Source organism: Soonwooa buanensis (assembly GCF_900167905.1).
GTDB lineage: Bacteria > Bacteroidota > Bacteroidia > Flavobacteriales > Weeksellaceae > Soonwooa > Soonwooa buanensis.
Genome location: NZ_FUYZ01000011.1, coordinates 46,826 through 68,067, shown reverse-complemented (window position 1 = coordinate 68,067; position 21,242 = coordinate 46,826). Strand labels below are relative to the sequence as shown.

At 35.0% G+C, this 21,242-nt stretch carries 22 protein-coding genes; 9 read left to right on the top strand and 13 right to left on the bottom strand.

What is annotated here, in order from left to right; genetic code table 11:
- Positions 1-26: 26 nt before the first annotated feature.
- Positions 27-437: an outer membrane protein assembly factor BamE domain-containing protein gene (bamE, locus tag B5X62_RS13240; protein ID WP_079667919.1), complete on the top strand. Its 411-nt coding sequence runs from the start codon at positions 27-29 to the stop codon at positions 435-437.
- A gap of 65 nt (positions 438-502) precedes the next feature.
- Here the strand turns inward: bamE and B5X62_RS13235 are convergent, their stop codons facing one another.
- Positions 503-958 (bottom strand): hypothetical protein, encoded by a 456-nt coding sequence (locus B5X62_RS13235; RefSeq protein WP_079667918.1) that lies wholly within the window; start codon positions 956-958, stop codon positions 503-505.
- Positions 959-1,183: 225 nt separating this feature from the next.
- Between B5X62_RS13235 and B5X62_RS13230 the strand changes: the two genes are divergently transcribed.
- From B5X62_RS13230 to B5X62_RS13215, 4 genes are all read left to right on the top strand, one after another.
- Positions 1,184-1,642, top strand: a complete 459-nt coding sequence (locus B5X62_RS13230; protein ID WP_144038391.1) for a hypothetical protein — start codon at positions 1,184-1,186, stop codon at positions 1,640-1,642.
- Positions 1,639-2,127, top strand: a complete 489-nt coding sequence (locus B5X62_RS13225; RefSeq protein WP_144038390.1) for a hypothetical protein — start codon at positions 1,639-1,641, stop codon at positions 2,125-2,127. Before B5X62_RS13230 ends, B5X62_RS13225 begins: the two co-directional genes overlap by 4 nt.
- Positions 2,128-2,433: 306 nt before the next feature.
- Positions 2,434-3,555 carry a lactonase family protein gene (locus B5X62_RS13220; RefSeq protein ID WP_245797201.1) on the top strand — a complete coding sequence of 374 codons (1,122 nt, stop codon included), beginning with the start codon at positions 2,434-2,436 and terminating at the stop codon, positions 3,553-3,555.
- Positions 3,556-3,594: 39 nt separating this feature from the next.
- Positions 3,595-4,227, top strand: a complete 633-nt coding sequence (locus tag B5X62_RS13215) for a hypothetical protein (RefSeq protein WP_079667915.1) — start codon at positions 3,595-3,597, stop codon at positions 4,225-4,227.
- On the opposite strand, the gene B5X62_RS13210 is transcribed toward B5X62_RS13215, so the two are convergent.
- The 7 genes from B5X62_RS13210 to B5X62_RS13180 all read right to left on the bottom strand — a co-directional run bounded on the left by B5X62_RS13210 (position 4,224) and on the right by B5X62_RS13180 (position 12,364).
- A complete protein-coding gene (locus B5X62_RS13210; protein WP_079667914.1) occupies positions 4,224-4,727 on the bottom strand; it encodes a GNAT family N-acetyltransferase in 504 nt (167 codons plus the stop codon). The genes B5X62_RS13215 and B5X62_RS13210 overlap by 4 nt on opposite strands.
- Positions 4,728-4,736: 9 nt before the next feature.
- Positions 4,737-5,099, bottom strand: coding sequence for a response regulator (locus B5X62_RS13205; protein ID WP_079667913.1), 363 nt, complete (start codon positions 5,097-5,099; stop codon positions 4,737-4,739).
- Between the two features lie 289 nt (positions 5,100-5,388).
- Positions 5,389-5,961: a chemotaxis protein CheB gene (locus B5X62_RS13200; protein ID WP_079667912.1), complete on the bottom strand. Its 573-nt coding sequence runs from the start codon at positions 5,959-5,961 to the stop codon at positions 5,389-5,391.
- Between the two features lie 109 nt (positions 5,962-6,070).
- A complete protein-coding gene (locus B5X62_RS13195) occupies positions 6,071-6,901 on the bottom strand; it encodes a CheR family methyltransferase (protein ID WP_079667911.1) in 831 nt (276 codons plus the stop codon).
- A complete protein-coding gene (locus tag B5X62_RS13190; RefSeq protein WP_079667910.1) occupies positions 6,901-7,266 on the bottom strand; it encodes a response regulator in 366 nt (121 codons plus the stop codon). The genes B5X62_RS13195 and B5X62_RS13190 overlap by 1 nt, the downstream gene beginning before the upstream one ends.
- Positions 7,267-7,281: 15 nt before the next feature.
- Positions 7,282-10,890, bottom strand: coding sequence for a response regulator (locus B5X62_RS13185; RefSeq protein WP_079667909.1), 3,609 nt, complete (start codon positions 10,888-10,890; stop codon positions 7,282-7,284).
- A 4-nt stretch (positions 10,891-10,894) separates the two neighbouring features.
- A complete protein-coding gene (locus B5X62_RS13180) occupies positions 10,895-12,364 on the bottom strand; it encodes a sensor histidine kinase (RefSeq protein ID WP_079667908.1) in 1,470 nt (489 codons plus the stop codon).
- Positions 12,365-12,648: 284 nt separating this feature from the next.
- Here B5X62_RS13180 and B5X62_RS13175 point away from each other — a divergent pair, with 284 nt between their 5' ends.
- Positions 12,649-13,191, top strand: a complete 543-nt coding sequence (locus B5X62_RS13175) for a GNAT family N-acetyltransferase (protein ID WP_079667907.1) — start codon at positions 12,649-12,651, stop codon at positions 13,189-13,191.
- 144 nt (positions 13,192-13,335) lie between these two features.
- Here B5X62_RS13175 and B5X62_RS13170 read toward each other — a convergent pair whose 3' ends face one another.
- On the bottom strand, positions 13,336-14,262 hold the full coding sequence (locus B5X62_RS13170) for a malate dehydrogenase (protein ID WP_079667906.1): 927 nt from the start codon (positions 14,260-14,262) through the stop codon (positions 13,336-13,338).
- A gap of 196 nt (positions 14,263-14,458) precedes the next feature.
- Here B5X62_RS13170 and pfkA point away from each other — a divergent pair, with 196 nt between their 5' ends.
- On the top strand, positions 14,459-15,445 hold the full coding sequence (gene pfkA / locus B5X62_RS13165; RefSeq protein ID WP_079667905.1) for a 6-phosphofructokinase: 987 nt from the start codon (positions 14,459-14,461) through the stop codon (positions 15,443-15,445).
- Positions 15,446-15,503: 58 nt separating this feature from the next.
- Positions 15,504-16,508 (top strand): type I glyceraldehyde-3-phosphate dehydrogenase, encoded by a 1,005-nt coding sequence (gene gap, locus B5X62_RS13160; protein ID WP_079667904.1) that lies wholly within the window; start codon positions 15,504-15,506, stop codon positions 16,506-16,508.
- 229 nt (positions 16,509-16,737) lie between these two features.
- Here the strand turns inward: gap and B5X62_RS13155 are convergent, their stop codons facing one another.
- Positions 16,738-17,490: a DUF3575 domain-containing protein gene (locus tag B5X62_RS13155; RefSeq protein ID WP_079667903.1), complete on the bottom strand. Its 753-nt coding sequence runs from the start codon at positions 17,488-17,490 to the stop codon at positions 16,738-16,740.
- Between the two features lie 12 nt (positions 17,491-17,502).
- Positions 17,503-18,927, bottom strand: coding sequence for a T9SS type A sorting domain-containing protein (locus B5X62_RS13150; protein WP_079667902.1), 1,425 nt, complete (start codon positions 18,925-18,927; stop codon positions 17,503-17,505).
- A 159-nt stretch (positions 18,928-19,086) separates the two neighbouring features.
- On the opposite strand from B5X62_RS13150, the gene recA reads away from it, so the two are divergent.
- Positions 19,087-20,088: a recombinase RecA gene (gene recA / locus B5X62_RS13145; protein WP_079667901.1), complete on the top strand. Its 1,002-nt coding sequence runs from the start codon at positions 19,087-19,089 to the stop codon at positions 20,086-20,088.
- A gap of 79 nt (positions 20,089-20,167) precedes the next feature.
- Here recA and B5X62_RS13140 read toward each other — a convergent pair whose 3' ends face one another.
- Positions 20,168-20,830, bottom strand: coding sequence for a hypothetical protein (locus B5X62_RS13140; protein ID WP_079667900.1), 663 nt, complete (start codon positions 20,828-20,830; stop codon positions 20,168-20,170).
- A gap of 48 nt (positions 20,831-20,878) precedes the next feature.
- A complete protein-coding gene (locus B5X62_RS13135) occupies positions 20,879-21,175 on the bottom strand; it encodes an MGMT family protein (protein WP_079667899.1) in 297 nt (98 codons plus the stop codon).
- Between the last annotated feature and the right edge of the window lie 67 nt (positions 21,176-21,242).

The following is a 21,242-nucleotide window of genomic DNA, read 5'->3' as shown; positions in this document are numbered from 1 at the left end:
TTTTAAAACTTATTAAAAAGCGAAAAATGCGAAATCCTCTAGTCATATTTTTTGATATTACCTTCTTAATTATTTTACTGTTTTCATATTCTCCCATTCTTTATTTAGTATTTGATCACAGAATTGATTCCGAAAAAATAAAAAAGATTAAACTAGGCATGTCGGCTAAAGAAGTCACTTCAATATTGGGACAACCACTTGATATTAAAGATACATATCTCAAAGATGGTAAAACATATACCTACACCCAACCTATTGACTATGCAATGACCTATCCTATGCTTTGGGTTCATTTTGACTTAGAAAACAAAGTCAATTGTGTGTTTGCGAAAGAGTATATATTTTGGGGTACGGATGACGAAGTCATTTACGCTATTGATGAAAATCACAACTATAAAAATCCAGATACAACTCGATTAGACTCTGTTTTTAGATAAAACCTTTACAGGTAAAAATCTATAAAACTAAAGCATCTAGAACTTCTAGATGCTTTTTTATATGATTAAGGATGACTTTTAGTATCAGTAGTTTTCTTGATTCCAAACTTTACTTTTTGAAATCTCTGATAGCTAAATACTTTTTCCTGTTCATTTACAAGACTCGAATCTGAACTGTTCTTCCAAGAATTGCTGATAATTGGGATGGTGTCGTTTTTAGAAATATGAAGTTGAACAGCCATTTTGGGAGCTAAATTATCTAGAGCCAAATTTTGATTGGAGTCGAACATCAAGAAGACTTTCTTTTCCTTACTATCATACTTATAAGAACCTTGATAATGACGTGTCCAATAGGCGCCGCCAGAATACCACTCGGTATATTCAAAACGATTTTTTGGGAAAAACTTCCAAATCTTTCCACTACCAATGCTTGGTGCTATTTCGCGACCATAAGCCCATTCTTGCCCTTCCAACGAGCTAGAATCCTCAGGCTTAACTGGTGAAACACAAGAATTACCCATGACTAGGATTATTAATATGCTTAAGCTATTCCTAAGATGCATCATCAGATTTTACTTTATTATTACAATTATCGCTTTAGATTTCTATATTACCAATCAATACAAATTGCTTGCTTAACAGATTTAAAAATAAAGATTAAAATGTTCTATTTATACATTTTGAATTAAAATATATTGTTATCGTGGGTTGCTTGTAAAGAAATGTTTACTTTAGAGAAAAACAAAATGAGACTTTTAACGCTATTCATATTATCGTTTTCCGTATTTGCTTGCACCGATACCAAAAAGTCCTTTATTGAAGCAATTAGCGACAAAAATCCTGTCGATCCTTCTTGTGACTGCCAATATTTCAAAGAACAAAATATGCCACTTTATGCAACAAATATTGCAGCGAATCAAAAAAACATCAACTTTAATTGTGCACAAATAGAAGTTGCTATCGCTGAAAAAGCAGATGTTAACGGCGTGCCACAAGGTTGCGAATATCTATACACTTTACAATGTGTCTCATCGAAATCTCAACAATTGATTTTAGCTGATCAGTTTAGGTATAGCAAAAATGTAAATACATCTTCTACACAATCTGATTTTTATAAAGATTTAAAAGAAAACCCAAAAGCTATTTTTGAATTTAGCCTCAATGCACAAAATCAAATTATCGAAATTGAAAAATTAGAATTATGAAAATCATCCTTTGCTTAATATTAATTTCAGGAATGACGAGTGCGCAACAATCTTCCAAAGGCCAAAATAAGGACAGCCTTTTTAAACTAAATATTATTAAAGGAAAAAACAATGTCGTCATTACACCTCCTAGAAGTTCTGATTTCACATTCCCTGAAGATGCTTCAAAGGCAGATTTGATAAAACATCTGGACTTCAATGCGGACGGGAAAAAAGATGTTTTGATAAACTTTGGCGCCTGCGGAACTGGCGGTTGTATGCTAGGATTATTCCTGAATAAAAGTAACAAGCTCTACAGTTTAGCTTTCTTTGATTACCTTAAAAACCCTGAATTTATCAAGTCTAAAAGCGGACAAATTACCATAAAATCTAGTCAAGAAGTTGAAGCTTACAATCCTTCAAAACTTGAAGTCTCCATTTATAAATACGATTCGAAAACATCTATTTATAAATTAGTTTCCAAAAAGATTGAAGTCGATAATTAAAGTATTTTTGATGCCTTTAGAAGTTTCCATAATGCTTGGTTCATTAAAATCTTAACTAAAAATAGGCTTTTAAACTCAATAAAACTTTCTGTTATTAGATCTTAATTCATAAAAAGTGAACCTATCCTTTTTTGATTTAATTATAAAAAAAAATCCAAAAATGTTCGTACTAAACCTGTGAAGCTTTATAGTCTTAATGAAAATGATAGTATTTTTGTTTACAATTACGAAGATAAAATGTAATTTATAATTCTCTAAAATAATTTAATCCATAATTTTATAAACATTATTAAAACTCCAACTTCCTTGAAAAAACTTTCATTCCTTTTTAGCGTGCTAATTGCAACAACGCTTTTTGCACAAAAGACTTATGTGTTTTTTGGTTCCTTCAATTGGGATAAAACCAAACCCGGAATCTACGTTTATGAACTTACTTTAAAAACTGGAAAACTTAAAAAAGTAACCACTGCTACAGGCATTAAAAATCCATCTTACCTCACATTATCTCCCGATGGTAAATTTGTTTTTGCTTGTACGGACACCAAAACTGAAAATGGCGGCTCCGTAAGTAGTTTCGAATTTAATCCGGAAAATAAATCTTTAAGCTTTATCAATGCACAAAAAAGTGGCGGCGAAAATCCCGTTTATTTAACAGTTCACAAAAACGGAAAGTGGCTTATCAATGCTAATTATACAGAAGGAAGTGCATCAGTTTACCCTATTTCAGACGCTGGAATCATTGGCCCGTATGCTCAAAATTTTCAGTTCTCAGAAGGAAGTGTTAATCCAAAACGTCAAGATCGCGCGCATATTCATTCAACGGTTTTTTCACCGAATTTTGATTATGTTTTTATGCCTGATTTAGGAGCGGATAAAATTAGAATTTTCAAATTTGATAGTGATAAAAAAGAGCCGTTATTAGAAGCTGAACCCAATTTTAATCAATCTGTTTTGGGAAGTGGTCCAAGACATTTCACGTTTCATCCCAATGGAAAATTTGCGTATTGTATCGAAGAAATGGGCGGTGCTGTAAGCGTTTACGATTATGAAAACGGCAAGTTGAACACCATTCAACGAATCTTCACCCATCCCGAAAATCAATCCGGTGATTTCGAAAGCTCAGATATTCATATTTCACCTGATGGAAAATTTCTATACGCCACCAATCGCGGCACCGAAAACAATATTGCTATTTTTTCAATTAACGAAGACGGAAAATTAAAAAATGTCGGCTATCAATCAACTTTTGGGAAGCATCCAAGAATTTTCGCACTCGATGAAACAGGGGATTTTCTAATAGCAACAAATGTCCAAACTAGTAATGCAACTGGTTTTAAAAGAAATAAAGAAACTGGTTTATTACAGAAAATATCAAAAGTAAAAGGACTGAAAAATGTGTCTTGTGTTCAGATTAAAAATTATTATTAAAAATTATCCTTTTTTGATTAACTTTAGAAAAACACTGATATGAAAAAAGCTTTACAAATACTATTTTTCCTTGTATCTCTTTTTAGTTTTAGTCAAAAAACTTACAATTTTGATAAAGAGCTTGTTTACTTACTTTATAAAGGTGATGAGAAAAAAAATCTCTTTGAGGAATCTGTTTTTATAAATTCAGAAGACAATTCTTATTTTATGAAGATTTTTGGTAGTGAAGGTCAAAAATTTGCACTCCTTTATGATATCACCTACAATGTAAGACATGATTTTGATCTAATTAAAAATAAAGAAAAAGGAGAAATCTATTTTGATTTTAAATTTGATAGAAGTATAAATCTTAACTTGAAACAAAAAGCTAAAAACCCGAATTTTGAATTTAGTTCCTTTGCTAATAAGCGTCAGTTAATTATTTATAAAAATGATAAAAGAAAAAGTCTACGAGAAATAATTACTTATTCTACAAAGCCCACAGATAAAAACTTATTTTTTGCTTTTAGAGCAATAGCTTTACATCCGTTTGAGTTAAATCAAGATTTTGATTCTAATGAAAATATTTTAGTTGAAAATGCAAAAATTGTAAAAGAAAAACAAACTTTAAATTATGAATTAAAATTTACTAAAGATGTGGATTTAACGTTAGAAATACCAGCGAAAAATTAACTCAATACCTTCTCAAAAGCCTTTCTAACACCACCTCCAACAAAAACTTCGCCACAATATTGGTAACCAAGTTTATCCATAATACGCAACATCGCAAGATTATCGAAATTGGTATCGACCTTCACACTGAAAATATTCTTAGACTTCGCAAGCGCTTCAACCTCATTAAAGAATCGAGTTGCAATGCCCATTCCTTTCGAACGTTCAGCCGCCGCAACGCGGTGTATCACGACATAATCGCCGTTGGTCAACCATTCTCCTTTTTGAATGTCATTATAGGCCGGCTCTACATCAAAAATTGCAGCACCGTAAGCTAAAATTCCGTGTTCGTCTTCAATCACATAAGCGGAGCCGGTTTCTAAATCTTCAGTAATAGAAGCCTGATTTGGGTAGCCATTTTGCCATTGTTCGCTACCATCATTTTTTCGACTTTGAATGGCGAATTGTAAGATTTCCCAAATCTCATCAACGTCTTGGTATGTTGCTTTTCTAAAATTCATCAAGTAAAATTATTTACAATATTTCTCAACCTTTTCCTCCAAATCCTCTAGATTAAATGGCTTCGCGATGAAATCATCTGCTTGTGCTTCTTTGGCTAGAGCAGAAATATCGTTGTTGGCGGTTACATAAATAACGGGAATCGATTTAAATTCGTCGTGAGCTTTCAAAAGTTTAGTTGCTTCGACACCACCGATATTCGGAATCCAGTTGTCCATAAGGATGACGTTGGGCTGAAACTCCGCTACTTTTTCGATAATATCGTGCGAGGTTTCGGAGATTTTCACCTCGTAACCTGCATCTTCAAAAATGATGCTCACCACCTCCAAAATAATGGCATCATCGTCAAAAATTAGTATTTTTTTCTTACTCATTTTCTTTATTTTCAAAAATATTTCTTGTTGTACAATCCGTCAATTCGAGTAAAATTCTGAACAGAATTTGGATCGAGAATTTATTTTTCAAATCAAATTTCTCGATACATTTTTCTTCGCTTCGCTTCGAAAAACACTCGAAATGACGTTCGTTCTTTTTAATTATTCAACTTATTAATTTCCCTTAATTCATTAACAATATCTGTCATTCCGACGTAGGAGGAATCTCTATAAACAAAAAGATTCTTCATTCCGCTACGCTTCATTCTGAATGACAAAACATAGTGACTTAAATCTTTAACTTATTAATTTTCCCAGCCAAGTCTTTCGGATCAAAAACACAATCGTAATCCACTTGTGCCATCGCATGTTTCGGCATATAATCCACTTCTGCGGTTTCAGGATTCTGAATCCAAACTTTACCACCGTTTCGCTTAATATATTCTAAACCTTCTACGCCATCGGCATTTGCGCCAGAAAGTAAAATCGCGACTGCATTTTTTCCAAATAGTTCAGCAACCGATTTAAAGGTTACATCAATCGACGGACGCGAATAATTCACCTTTTCTGAGGCATCCAAAGATACTCTATTTTTAGATTCAAAAAGCATGTGATAATCGCCTGGCACAACGTACATTTTATTGATTTCGATTTCCGTTTTGTCTTCAATTTCGAGGACTTCCATCTCTAAAAACTGTTGCAACAGATACGGCAAAACGTTGGTTGCTTGCGCTTTTCGGTGAACAACAATGATAATCGGAAATCCAAGATCAGAATCCAAAGATTTAATCATGTCGAGAATGACCTGCAAACTTCCTGCAGAGCCACCTATAACTACGATTTCCGTCTTTTTGTTGTTCATTTTTTATTTTCGTATTATCATTTCGACGAAGGCGAAATCTCACAATAAGAGATTTTTCATTTCATTTCGTTTCATTCAAAATGACAGACTTTTATATAAATTTAAAACTTTAATGATGCTCCACTTTTTTCCAAATCTTTTGATCGTCAACTTGGTTGTAGTTTTTATCCAAATTTGAAAACCTTAACGTTTCTTTGGAACCCAACGCCAAATAGCCCAAATTCTCCAAACTTTCATCAAATAATTTGAAAACGCGCTCTTGCAAAGTTTTATCAAAATAGATCAGAACATTGCGACAAATAATCAACTGAAAGCTGTTAAAAGATGAATCTGAAACCAAATTATGCGTTGATAAAATCAGTTTTTCTTTTAAACTTGAATCAAATCTTACGCTGTCATAATTCGCTGTATAATAATCTGAAAACTCTTTTTTTCCGCCCGAAAGAATGTAATTTTCGGTGTATAATTTCATTTGTTGGATGGGGAAAACGCCTGCTCTGGCTTTCTCCAAAACCGACGGATTGATGTCGGTTCCGTAAATCAAACATTTATGATACAAACCTGCTTCTTTCAACAAAATAGCGATGGAATAAGCTTCTTCGCCTGTTGAACAACCCGCAACCCAAATCCGAATCAGCGGATAAGTTCCCAATTGCGGCAAAATATCTTCGCGCAACGCCTTAAAAAAACTTGGATCACGAAACATTTCGGTGACGTTTACAGTGATTTCTTCCACAAAACGCTTCAAATATTCGGGATCGTTCATCACCGTGTAACGCAATTCGGCGTAACTCGTGAAGCGATCGATCAAACAAATGCGATTAATACGACGTTTGAACGAGGCGCGACTGTACTGCGAAAAGTCGTAACCATACAATTCGTGGACATCTTTAATCAGATATTCAACCTCTTCATCTTTTACAATACTCGGTTCTAGCATCAAAATAGTTTTTCCATGGCGTTCATCAAAACATCAACATTTATCGGCTTCGAGACGTAATCTTGCGCTCCCGCATCCAAACATTTTTGCTTATCTTCAGGCATCGCTTGCGCCGTCACTGCAATAATCGGAATTTGCTTTATATCCTCCGATTTTCTGATGATTTTCGTGGCTTCATAACCGTCCATTTCGGGCATCATCATGTCCATCAATACGACATCAAAATCGTTTTGAGACTTCAACATTTGGATGGCTTCTTGCGCAGAAGTTGAACTTTCCAATTGAAAACCTCGTGATTTTAAGGTGAGTTTTAGGGCAAATATGTTGCGTGGATCGTCGTCCACGATGAGCACTTTCTTATTCATAATTCTAAAAGCAAATTAACTTTCGTACATCCAAACGCGGAGTAACGATAACAATTGGTCGGTATCCACGGGCTTAGAAATGTAGTCGGAAGCGCCGGCTTCAATACATTTTTCGCGTTCGCCAATCATGGATTTTGCCGTGATGGCAATCACCGGAAGTCGCATGTATTTTGGTTGTTTTCGGATTTCGCGGATGGTTTCGTAGCCGTCCATTTCAGGCATCATCATATCCATTAAAACCACGTCGATATCAGGGTTTGCAGCCATTTGTTCTAAGGCTTGCTTGCCGTCCATCGCCAAAACAACTTCCACTTTATATTTTTCTAAAACCTTGGTGAGTGAGAAAATGTTGCGAACATCATCATCGGTAATTAAGATTTTTTTACCACTCAAAACCTCTGTCAATGAGCCAAGCGTCGAGTTTTTTCTGTTTTCTTCGGTGCTATTTTTTTCTTCCACCAAATGTAAAAACAAACCAACTTCATCCAAAATTCTTTGATACGAATGCGCCGTTTTCACAACGATAGAATCGGCGTATTGCTTGATTTTTAACTCCTCAGATTTCGACAAACTACGATCAATAAAGATAATAATCGGTAGATTTTCTAAACCTTCATGACTTTTTATCGTTTCAATAATTGAATATTCTTCACCACGCGAATTTTCAACATTCAAAATCACGCAATCTACGTTCTGATCGATGAAAGCCGACACACAATCCTCCGCTTTATCTTCCACAGAAGCCGAAATATTAAAGTTGCTCAAGAAGTACGAAAGCGCTGTAGCATGCTTTGCATTTTCCTCTACAATAAGCACTTTTTGAAGGGTTTTACTTAAAGCTTCTTCAATTTTTTTGAAAACATCCGCCATTTGTTCCAACGCCATTGGTTTGTTGATGAAATCGATGGCGCCTTTCATCAAACTTTCCTTTTTCACGTGAAGTGAGGACATCATGTGCACCGGAATATGCTTGGTTTGAAGGTTTCCTTTCAATTCGTCCATGACTTGCCAACCGTCTTTTACAGGAAGTTGAACATCCAATAAAATCGCTGACGGACGGTATTTCAACGCGGCAGGAAGCGCATAATCGCCGCGAACCATCGCTATTGCTTTGTAATTTTGAGTGTGCGCGTATTTCACCAAAGCTTTTGCAAAATTAACGTCATCTTCAACAATCAAAATCACCTTATCGTCTTTTGTGATGGAATCTCGATCGTCGGGAACGTCTTCTGGAATACCCAAAATTTCGATTGGTGCAGGCAACTCGTCGTCAAACGCAATAATTTCTTTGATTTCTTGAACGTCTTCTTGAATCGTTTCAATTAAATCTTGTTCCTTATTCACATATTCCACCTTCAGTTTTGAAGTCATCGGAATCACCAAATTAAACTCCGAACCTTCATCCACTTTCGAAGTCAATTGAAGTTCGCCGCCCAATAATTTTGCAATTTCACGGCTGATGGAAAGTCCAAGTCCAGTCCCGCCAAACTTACGTCTGGTAGAGCCATCCGCTTGTTGAAACGCCTCGAAAATAATGCGTTGTTTGTCTTCTGGAATCCCGATTCCCGTATCTTTTACAGAGAAAATAACGAATCCTTTTTGAATAGGATCTTTCTTAATATTTAAACTAATGCTGCCTTTAGACGTGAATTTCAGGGCGTTTGACATTAAATTTCTCAATACTTGATCGACGCGAAGTCTATCCGTTTCGATGGTTTGACTTAAATCTGAATCGATATTAATATTGAAATCCAAACCTTTTTCTTGCATCATTGGATTGAACAAATTGCGCAAATCCTTCACCACATCGTCGATTGGAACGTGTTGATATTCCAAATTCATTTTACCAGACTCGATTTTTGCTAAATCTAAAATCTCGTCAATTAAGGTCAATAAACTGCTTCCCGAGCTTTGAATCACTTTTGCAGATTCAATTTGATCTTCGGTTAAATTATCGTCTGGATCTTCCGCCATTAAACGAGAAAGCAACAAAATTGAATTTAACGGTGTGCGCAATTCGTGCGACATATTCGCCAAAAATTCCGACTTATATTTCGTACTTAAAGCTAATTCTTCAGCCTTTTTCTGAATTTCGATGTTACGTTCTGCAATCAAATGATTTTTCTCTTCTAATAACTTCGAACGCTCTTCCAATTCGGCATTGGTTTGCATTAATTCTTCCTGCTGAACACGTAATTCCTCTTCCGAAGCTTGTAATTTTTGTGTTTGCGCTTCCAATTCGGTGTTCAAATTCTCTAATTCCGAATGTTGAACTTGCAATTCCTCCGACTGCGCCTGAGTTTCTTCCAATAATTTTTGCTCTTTTTCACGACCTCTTGCTGCGCTTAACGCAATCCCGAGAATTCGACAACTTTCTGCAAAGAAATCCACATCATCTTCTTGGAAATTGTTACCAGAATTTAATTCGACAATTCCGATCGCTTGTCGACCAACCATAATCGGAACCAACAAAATTCCGTTAATATGCAATTTGCTGCTCGCAAAACTTGCCACCACATCTTTTTCTAAAATATCATTGTAAACACGAGGTTTTTTCTGCACAAAAACTTGCCCAACCATGCCTTCACCTTGATTAAAGTGGTTTTTCATGGAGCTTTCTAAACCATAAGAACTTTCAAGTTTTAGCACTTCATCATTCAATAAATAAAGTGCACCACTGATGCAATTTCCGTACTCCACCAAATGCGTCAAAGCCTTTGCAGTAATCTCTTTGATGGATTTATTCCCAACCAAAGATTCGTTGAGAACCGCCAAACCTTTTTGTCGCCAATCGCTTTTATTAATGGTATCAAAAGAGGTTTTCAAGGAATCGGTCATGTGATTCAAAGAACCGACTAATTCTCCCAAATTATCAGATTCAGAATCGTCAATTCGTAAACTGTAATCGCCTTTGGCAACGCCGTTTGCAATCTTTTGAATCGCCGAAACACGCGCCGTCATTTGTTCATCTTTAGAAACCAAGGCTTTTTCTAATTTGTCACGACGGAGAATGTCACTTCGAAGTTTAAAATAAAGAAAAGCCGTAATCCCAATCGCGCCAAGCGACGAAAATAGAAGGAAAATCTTGGTGATCAACGCAGATTCTTTGAGATCGACATTTTTAAGTTCTAAAACATCTTCTTCATGCTTCACAAAATCGGCCACCAATTTGCGACTTTTGTCCATGTAAGTCTTGCTACGAAGCATATCGGATTGCGAAACATCCTGATTTTGACGTTTTTTATCAATCATACTTTGCAAAACCCCAATCCGGCTCTGCACCGAACTTTGAAGACTGTCAACTCGATCTTTTTGAATTTTATCGTCGTTACCCAAATCTTTTAAACGTGCAATCGCCTTCGGAAATTCTTCCAAACCACGATTATACGGCTCCAAAAACTCTTCTTTGCCCGTTATTTGAAAGCCTCGATTTCCTGTTTCAGCGTCTAAAAGCGCCACCAAAACATCTTTTATCGCGGTTATAGATCGTCTGGAATTGGATAAACTTTCACGGTTTTCCATTTGTTTTTGAATGCTTAAATACGACGCAATTGAGGTCGCAATAAGCAACAAAAGCGACATTCCGACGCCAAATTGTAGATTTCTGATTGTTTTTCCTGCCATAAATTTACTTTATTGGTAAGGTGAAATAAAAAGTTGATCCTTCATCAATTATGCTGGAAAGACCGATGCTCCCGCCATGTTGCTTGATGATTTCTGCACAAATATAAAGCCCAATTCCCATACCTTGAAATTGCAGGGAAGATTCTTCAACACGATAAAATTTATTAAAAACCGCATCTTGCTTGTACTCGGGAATCCCGATTCCGAAGTCGGTTACACTGATCTTAACATCGTTTTCGTCCACAGAAGTGGTTACGATAACTCTATTATTTTTTGGTGAATATTTTATGGCGTTGGTTAAGAAATTGATTAAAACTTGCTCCACACGAATTGCGTCAAACGGCATTAAGAAATCTGGCTTTTGGCCGTGTCTTTCAATGCTTACGCTGTTTTCGTCATGGGTTTGAATAATCGTTTCAATCGCGTTATGAATTACATTTTCCAAATTGGTTGGTTGTAAATTCATCTTCAATTTTCCATTTTCAATTTTGGAAACATCGAGCAAATCGGTGATCAAATTATTCAGTTTATCAATTTGATCCTGAACTTTTGCCACGTAATTGGCTTCAGGACTTTCTTTGTCTAATTTTAACTTACGATCTAAAAGTTGAACGTATGCTTTAATGCTTGTTAACGGCGTTTTCAGTTCGTGACTTGCGATACTCAAGAATTCGTCTTTTTCTTTCTCAACCCTTTTCTGATCATTGATATCCGTAAAAGTTCCGACCCAATTTTTCGCTTCCGAATTTTCTAAAATCGGAGACATTCTCAACAAATGATACCGGTATTCGCCCGTTTCGATATTTTTAATTCGAGCCTCAAGTGCGATGGCTTCTAGATTTTCTCGTTGACGACCAAATTCATCCACCAATGCTTTATCGTCGGGATGAACTTCTGGAAAGGTTTTATCCGACTTCGAATATTGGAACCATCTCCGGTTAACAAACTCAATTTCGCCCGTATTGCTCAACGTAAAAGCAATCTGAGGTAGCGCTTCCAACATTTGCTGGAAATGATCGAGCTGCGATTTCATTACAACTTGTGTTTCACGACGGCCTTTTACTTCAAGTTCAAGGCTTTGTTTCGTTTTCTTCAACTCCGCATTTTGTCCTTGAATATTATAGTAGGTTTTCACCTTCAACATCAAGATATCTGGATCAATAGGTTTGGTCACATAATCGATTCCACCAGAAGCGTAACCCTTTGTAATAAAGCGTTTGTCGGTGTTCACCGCAGAAAGAAAAATAATCGGAATTTCTTTGGTTTTGCTATAACCAGCAAAAGTTTCGGCCACCTCAAAACCATCCATATCGGGCATTTGAACGTCCAAAATTATCAATTGATAATCGTTGCGAAGCCCTTTTGCAAGAGCTTCTTCACCCGAACTTGCGGTATCCACAGGGAAATCCTGAGATTCCAAAAGCCTTTTCAGCGAAAATATATTGGATTGATTGTCGTCTACAATTAAAATCATAAATCAAATTAAACTATTATTTTGTTAGTTTACATTTGTGTTTTGCAAATCAAATTTAATTAGAAAATAATGAAAATTAGCGATTTGCTATACTTTTTTAAAATAAAATATAAATATTTTAGGAGTATATAATTTACTTAGGATGCATAAATAATTGCTCATTTATATAAGGTATTCAAAATACAAAAGCTAAAAATGAATATTTATTAAAAATAAAACCAATTTAACATAATTTTTTAAAAAATATAACAAAAATAAAGTTAATTTTGTAAAAAAACTATGACATGACCGAAAACAATCCTATCCTTCAAACTGAAAGACTCATTATAAGACCTGTAGAAGATTCTGATATTGATTTTGTTTACAAGGCTTTTTCTAACCCCAAGGTTACAAAATTTTTAACTGTTAGTTATCCCGATTTGGAAGCCACTAAAGAACAAATGGAATGGTACAAACATTTAAAAAACAAGAAGCTTGGCTATTGGTGGGTTATCTGCGATAAAAATTCAGAAAAAAAATTGGGTGCTTGTGGCTTTAGTAATCACCAAAAAAATCATCAGAAAACAGAGGCTGGCTATTGGTTATTGCCTGAAAATTGGGGCAAAGGATATATTGCTGAGGCATTTGGCGAAATTTGTAAATATGCTTTTGAAAACCTAAGCCTCAATCGTATCGAATGCATTATTGAACCAGAAAATAGCAACTCTAAAAAGATAATGGATAAGTTGAATTTCCAGCTTGAAGGTCGATTGCGTCAAGCCGAAAAAGTTGACGACGACTTTGTTGATATAGAATATTATTCTCTATTAAAACAAGATTTTCACTAATAAAGGCAATTTAAATAGATGACCTTAGCGTTCTGAAATGTTGACAAATCATTTTTAAAGTATTTTAAACTTATAAAAAAGGAATGAATCAAAAAAAAGGCGTATCAAAAATGATACGCCTTAATATTTTGAAGACAGAAATTCTTAGAATTTCAAATCACCATTAACTTCTCTTACAGCTTGTGCAGCTTCAGCGAATTTTGCTTTTTCAGCATCCGTTAATGTAATATCAACGATTTTTTCAACACCATTAGCACCGATAATCGCAGGAACACCAAGACAAATATCTGACTGTCCGTACTCACCGTCCAACATTAACGAACAAGGGATCATTTTCTTTTGGTCGCAAAGGATAGATTGTACCAATACAGATACAGCCGCACCTGGCGCATACCAAGCAGAAGTTCCTAATAATTTAGTTAATGTCGCACCACCAACTTTAGTTTCTTCTGTAACGTAAGCAACTTGCTCATCGTTAAGGAATTCAGTTACAGGCACACCATTTCTTGTCGCCTTGCTAACCAATGGAAGCATTCCTGTGTCTGAATGTGCTGCGATAACCATACCGTCAACGTCAGAAATTGGACATTCTAAAGCCTCTGCCAATCTGTATTTGAAACGTGCAGAATCTAACGCACCTCCCATACCGATGATTCTTTCTTTAGGAAGACCAGACGTTTTATGTACCAAATAAGCCATTGTATCCATTGGGTTAGATACCACAATAATGATAACGTCAGGAGAATGTTTTACCAAATTAGCAGTAACTTCTTTAACGATACCAGCGTTAATACCAATAAGTTCTTCTCTTGTCATCCCTGGTTTTCTTGGGATACCAGACGTGATAACCGCTACTTTTGACCCAGCAGTTTTGCTATAATCACCAGTTGTACCAGTAATTTTTGTATCAAAAGCGTTAAGAGATGCACATTGCATTAAGTCCATAGCTTTACCTTCCGCAAAACCTTCTTTAATGTCAACTAATACTACTTCTGATGCGAAGTTTTTCATCGCGATGTACTCTGCACAACTTGCACCTACGGCACCTGCGCCAACAACAGTTACTTTCATTTATTTTTCTATTTAATAATTGTTAAAATTAATGCTTGTAAATATAATAAAGATTAGGCACATAGAAAAAATTTGAAAACCTAAAAATTATCATTTCTTTATTTTTTTAAACGTGATTAAAATCAAATTTTAATAATTGTTTATTATTCAAAGAAATACCTATTTTTTTGTAAATTTGCGTACTAATTTTGAGACAATGTCAAATCAAAACATAAAAACAGTCGCTGTTTTAACTTCGGGAGGTGATGCACCTGGGATGAATGCTGCTATCCGTGCGGTTGTAAGAACTGCTAATAGCCTTGGTCTAGAGTGTTATGGTGTCCGCGAAGGTTACAACGGTCTTATCCATGGTGATTTTACCAAAATGGGACCGCGATCTGTTAAGAACATTATTAATGAAGGTGGTACCATTCTAAAGTCGGCCCGTTCATCAGAATTTAAAACACCTGAAGGTCGTGATAAAGCTTTTGAAAATTGTAAAAAACACAATATTGATGCATTGGTTTGTATCGGTGGAGACGGAAGTTTTACAGGAGCTAAAGTTTTTAATGAAGAATATGGACTTCCTGTAATTGGTGTTCCGGGGACGATTGATAATGATATTTTTGGTACAGACAACACTATAGGTTACGATACCGCACTTAACACTGCGATGGAAGCTATTGACAAAATTAGAGATACGGCAACTTCTCATAACAGAGTATTTTTTGTAGAAGTTATGGGACGTGATGCTGGTTTTATAGCGCTTAATAGTGGTATCGCAACGGGTGCACTAGATATTTTGATCCCTGAACAAAAAGATAGTATGGAAGAGCTTTTCGGCACATTTAGAAAAGCTGAAAAAGTTGGAAAATCTTCTAGTATTGTCGTTGTTGCAGAAGGTGAAAAACTGGGTAATATTTATGATTTAGCAAAAGCAACTAAAGACGAGTTCCCGAATTTTGATATTCGTGTAGCGGTTTTGGGACACATCCAACGCGGTGGTTCTCCAAGTTGTGCAGATCGTGTATTGGCTAGTAAAATGGGTTATGGTGCCGTAATGGGACTTGTGGAAGGTAAAAGCAAAGTGATGGTTGGGGTTAAGTCTAATCGATTGATATACACGCCTATTGAAGAAGCGATTAAAAAGCATAACGAAATAGACAAAGACTTGCTAAAGATTTCGGAGATATTAGCAATGTAGTTCATTAAAAATTTTGTAATTTTAGAAACAATATATTATCAAATTTAAAAAGTAAAATATGTCAACAATTAAAGTAGGAATTAACGGATTCGGTAGAATCGGACGTTTAGTTTTCAGAGCAATGGCTGAAAGAAGCAACATCGAAGTAGTAGGTATTAACGACCTTATCGATGCAGAATACATGGCTTATATGCTAAAGTACGATTCAGTTCACGGTGCTTTCAACGGTGAAGTATCTGTACAAGGTAACAACCTTGTTGTAAACGGTAAAACTATCCGTATTACTGCTGAAAGAGATCCTAACAACCTAAAATGGAACGAAATTGGCGCTGAGTACATCGTAGAATCTACAGGTCTATTCTTATCTGCAGATACTGCTAACGCACACATCAACGCTGGTGCTAAGAAAGTTGTTCTTTCTGCTCCTTCTAAAGATGATACGCCAATGTTTGTAATGGGTGTTAACCACAAAGAACTTACTGACGATATCAAAATCTTCTCTAACGCTTCTTGTACAACTAACTGTCTTGCGCCATTAGCAAAAGTAATCCACGATAACTTCGGAATCGTTGAAGGTCTTATGACAACTGTACACGCTACAACTGCAACTCAAAAAACAGTTGATGGACCATCAGCTAAAGACTGGAGAGGTGGTAGATCTGCACTTAACAACATTATCCCTTCTTCTACTGGTGCTGCAAAAGCTGTAGGAAAAGTTATTCCTTCTCTTAATGGTAAATTGACTGGTATGTCTTTCCGTGTACCAACGGCTGACGTTTCTGTAGTAGATTTAACAGTAAGATTAGAAAAAGCTACTTCTTATGATGAGATTTCTGCTGCTATCAAAGCTGCTTCTGAAGGTGAACTAAAAGGTATTTTAGGTTACACTGAAGATCTAGTAGTTTCTCAAGATTTCGTTGGAGATAAGAGAACTTCAATCTTTGATAAAGATGCTGGTATTATGTTATCTCCTAACTTTGTAAAGTTAGTATCTTGGTATGATAACGAAATGGGTTACTCTAACAAGTTAACAGATTTATTAGTTCATTCAGCTTCTTTGTAAGTCAAGAATTAATATCAACAATAGAAACTCTCCTACTTTGGAGAGTTTTTCTTGTTTTAAATTTTAATTATTTGCTACTAATACTAATTGTTCAACCATTTTTTTTAAAAATTTTAATTTAAAAATAAAACTCCTTCGACTTGGCCAAAGGAGTTCATGAAAGAATAAAAAATACTGAAACATTCCAGTAAAAAAACTATGAAAAACTAACCTATAAAGGTATTATGATTTAAAAACGATAACCGAAAGAAAGCCCAGATCGTAAACCAGCCCAAGGTCCATCCAACTTAACGGTTCCGCCGTTGGCATTAATTTCTGTTTTGTGCTTTACAAGCGGGATTTCTAGATCATTAAGTTCATCTTGCAATTCTTTTTGTTGGTCAGGCGTTAAGGTATATTGGGTTTTGCCAACTAGATCTCCTGAAGCTGAGCCATAATGTCCTCCAACAATCCAAAAGTCTAACACCCAATTATCTTGGCTCCCTAACAACCATTGTACACCAAGCATTAGTCCAAAACTATTAGCAGAAAATTTACCGTTGAGGTCAATAGGATTATCTACATCTGTATTGGTAATGTCGTCGTGCATGACGTAGTTGTAACGTAATTGATCAACTTTAACATTAGTGTAACGATAATATGGCGCAAGGTAAAATCCACTGTTGTACTTTTCGCCAAAATAAAAACGAGGTTCTATAGTAATTGCAGTTGTACCTAATTTTACATCGCCAATTTCTTTACGATCATCCCCTTTTATGAAGGTATCCATAAACGGAACACCACCAGTTGGCATCGTCGCAAAACCAATATTCAAAGCAATGGTTTTAGAAAATGATCTTTCGTATGAGAGATTAATGTTTCGGAAAGCGTAAGCTGTGACATTAGTTTTAATCGTATTTTTTTTTTCGGAACTACCACCAAAATTTTGTGCTGATAACAAACTTGAAGCCAGTAATCCGATAAGAAGTAAATGAGTTTTCATGGTTATTTTAATTTAGTTTTTAATGATTTTTTCGGTATAGATATTTTCACCAATATATAATTTAATAATGTAAGTTCCTGAGTTTAATTTTTTAATAGAAATAGTACTAGAAGGATCTTTTTGTTCTTCAATTATTTGGCCTGACAAATTATAAAGCTGATACTTACTAATACTTTCGTTTGGTTCAAGTTTAATATTAATAAAATGACTTGACGGATTTGGATAAATACTAACAGATTTTGATTTAATATCTGCAACAGCTAAAGAACCTCCCATTTTGTAAAGTCCATATTTTGCACCTACGTTGTCAGAATTATCATACTTTTTTGTTAACATCAATAAGTTATTGTCGGTCGTTTTAATTACATCAATAAAAGCAACAAGACCATTAAAAATCTCATTTTTATAAGAATGCTCCCAAACAGTATTGCCTGCGTTGTCTATTTTTTTCAAATAACCAACTCTTGTGCTACTGTCATCTCCAATCGACTCAAAGGCTAACGTATATTCGTTTGGAGAGAATTCTATCAACTTTAGAGCGGTGATATCCATTAATCCTAGACTATAAATTTTTCGCCAGACTTCAGTCCCACCACTGCTTATTTTTGAAACAAAATAATTTTCGTTACCATTATTTAGTTCATAAACTCCCGCTATCATCAAATCACCATTAGTATTTACGATTGCATCATAAAAGTAAGTGTCATTCACGGTATTAATGTCAATTTCTTTTTCCCAAAGTTGATTACGTTGTGCATCAAATTTTGCAATGTAGCCCACTTCGTCACCATCGACTTGCGCCGTTGATCCAACGATGAAAAAACCACCATCCTTAGCAGAAATAGCTGCACCATAACTATTTGGAATATTCTGATACTTTTTAGTTTTTATCCATTGCTGATTACCATTGGTATCATATTTTGCAAATGAAAATCCTGACTCGTCACCACTACCATCTTCGCTTTCAAAATCTAAGCTCATTAAAATACTATTATCCGAAAGCGCTTCTAATCTAGAAATATAGGTGTCGTAATTTTCTATTATGACATTTTTTTTCCAGATAAAATCCCCTGACGAATTTAGTTTAACGTACGACGCTTCGGATGAGCTTGCACCTTCTAAAACCGCAAAAATATTTCCGTTATTATCAACAATTCCAGAAAATATGTAATAGTTAGACAAGTCAGGATACGTCTTTTGCCAAATTTTTTCTCCCGTGGAAGATACTTTCGTTATTTCTGGGATAATACTACTATCGCCAAATATGTTACCTATAATTAGTATACTCCCATCGCTTAACTTGACAATACTATCAGGATTAAAAGAAGAGCTTACACTTGCAGCAATATCCTTATTCCAAATAATACCAGGAGGTTCAGATTGTGCATTCGCATTAATTGTACATACCAATGCAATAGTTAGTAAAAGTGTTTTCATGATTATTAGTTTTATTTTTCAAATATATTATCATCTTTAATAAAAAATATACCTAATTCTAGGTATTTTTAAAGTATTTTATTTTTGATACAATTTGTATCAAAATATAGATTCATATACTAAAGATTTTCCGTAATTTTGAAATTATTAAAATTTACGATGAGCAATATTGACGATAAAAAGAAAGCACTCCAATTAGTGCTTGACAAACTAGATAAAACTTACGGAAAAGGTACTGTAATGACTCTTGGAGAGGATTCTGTTGACCATACAATTGAAGTTATCCCGTCAGGATCTTTAGGTCTTGACCTTGCTTTGGGTGTTGGTGGTTATCCTCGTGGTAGAATTATTGAAATCTATGGACCAGAATCTTCGGGTAAAACAACCTTGACACTTCATGCCATTGCTGAAGCTCAAAAACAAGGCGGTATTGCTGCATTTATTGATGCAGAACATGCGTTTGACAGAACTTATGCTGGAAAGCTAGGTATTGACCTTGACAATTTAATCATTTCTCAACCGGATAACGGAGAACAAGCTTTAGAAATTGCTGATAACCTAATCCGCTCGGGAGCGATTGATATTGTAGTTATCGACTCGGTTGCTGCCTTAACACCAAAAGCCGAAATCGAAGGCGAAATGGGTGATTCTAAAATGGGATTACACGCTAGATTGATGTCTCAAGCTTTGAGAAAGTTAACAGCGACAATTAATAAAACTAAATGTACTGTAATTTTCATCAACCAGTTGAGAGAAAAAATCGGTGTCATGTTTGGAAACCCAGAAACAACAACTGGTGGTAATGCTCTTAAATTCTATGCTTCTGTAAGAGTTGACATCAGAAAAGCGAGTGCACCAATCAAAAATGGTGACGAAGCTGTTGGTAGCCGTGTTAAAGTGAAAATTGTTAAAAACAAAGTGGCACCACCTTTCAAGATGGCCGAATTTGACATCATGTACGGCGAAGGTGTTTCTAAAGTTGGTGAAATCCTAGATCAAGGTGTTGAGCTTGGTGTTATCCAAAAAAGTGGATCTTGGTTCAGTTACGAAGGTACAAAACTTGGTCAAGGTCGTGACGCTGTTAAAGATGTCATCAAAGATAATCCTGAATTAGCAGAAGAACTTGAAACAAAAATTAAAGAAAAAATAAAAGGAGAATAATTTTATTTGAATTTTAAAATATAAACCGTTACAAAATCTTGTAGCGGTTTTTTGTTTTTAATTGTACTTGTAAATTATTTTATTTATTATCAAAAACCATATCAAGACTTCGTAAGTCAATCCATTGCTTATACATTGGAGAATTCTTGTCCAGCGCAATAATGTTAAGACCAGATCCAGAATGAATTAAAAAATATACTGCATGTGATTTTGCGTCATTCCATTGATAAAGATTTTGAAAAGCATCTTTCTTCGCTTCACCGTTTTCATCTAAGAAAATTGTTCCAGTCTTGCTAGATTCTTGCTTTGAGAAAACGGGTTTCCCATATTGTTCTTCAAATTTTTTAATGACAGATTTTGAAGTTTCTTGGTCAGTAATTGACAATTCGTAACAAAATATTTTCTGATCTTTTTTCGGATAGAATATCGAAAATTCTTTAAACTTCTTACTTAAATCAACACCAAAATACGCTACTTCTTGCGCATCTGGAACAACAAATTCTTCATAATCCATATTAAGATTTGTCGTTTGATTTTGATCCTGATAAAGACTTAAACCTGATGAATCAAAAAACTGTTTCAAAGTTTCATCAAAATTGATATTAGCAACATCAAAACCTTTGTAAGTCACCATTTTTTTTGATGTCACAGTCTCGGATTTAAGTTCTTCTTTTGGTTTTTCTGCTTTTCCATTGCAAGATATAATGCTTGTCAATAGAAGTACGTTTAATAATAATTTCATCTTTATGTTTAGTAGTTAATTTTGAAAAAAAATAAAAAAAAGGAAATATTACAACTCAATCAACGGATCCCAAAATAGGTTTTTAAAATCTTTGATCCTTTGATTATTAAATTCTAAACCTTCCTTTTCAAGTTTAACTTTAAATTCGGGGACTGATAAAATACCACAACTTCCTACGACACGATGCGCAGGGACATCCGCTGGACAACCGCCCATCGCACGACCAACATGACGCGAATGATTGGGATAACCAACTGCTTTTGCAATCGAACCATAAGTCGTTACACGACCTTTCGGAATAAGTCTTGTGATTTCGTAAACCTGATTTTTAAAAAGCTCGTCCACTTATTTTTTGTTTAAATTTAAATAAAAAAGACCTAATCGCTTAGGTCTTTCAATATATTTTTTAATT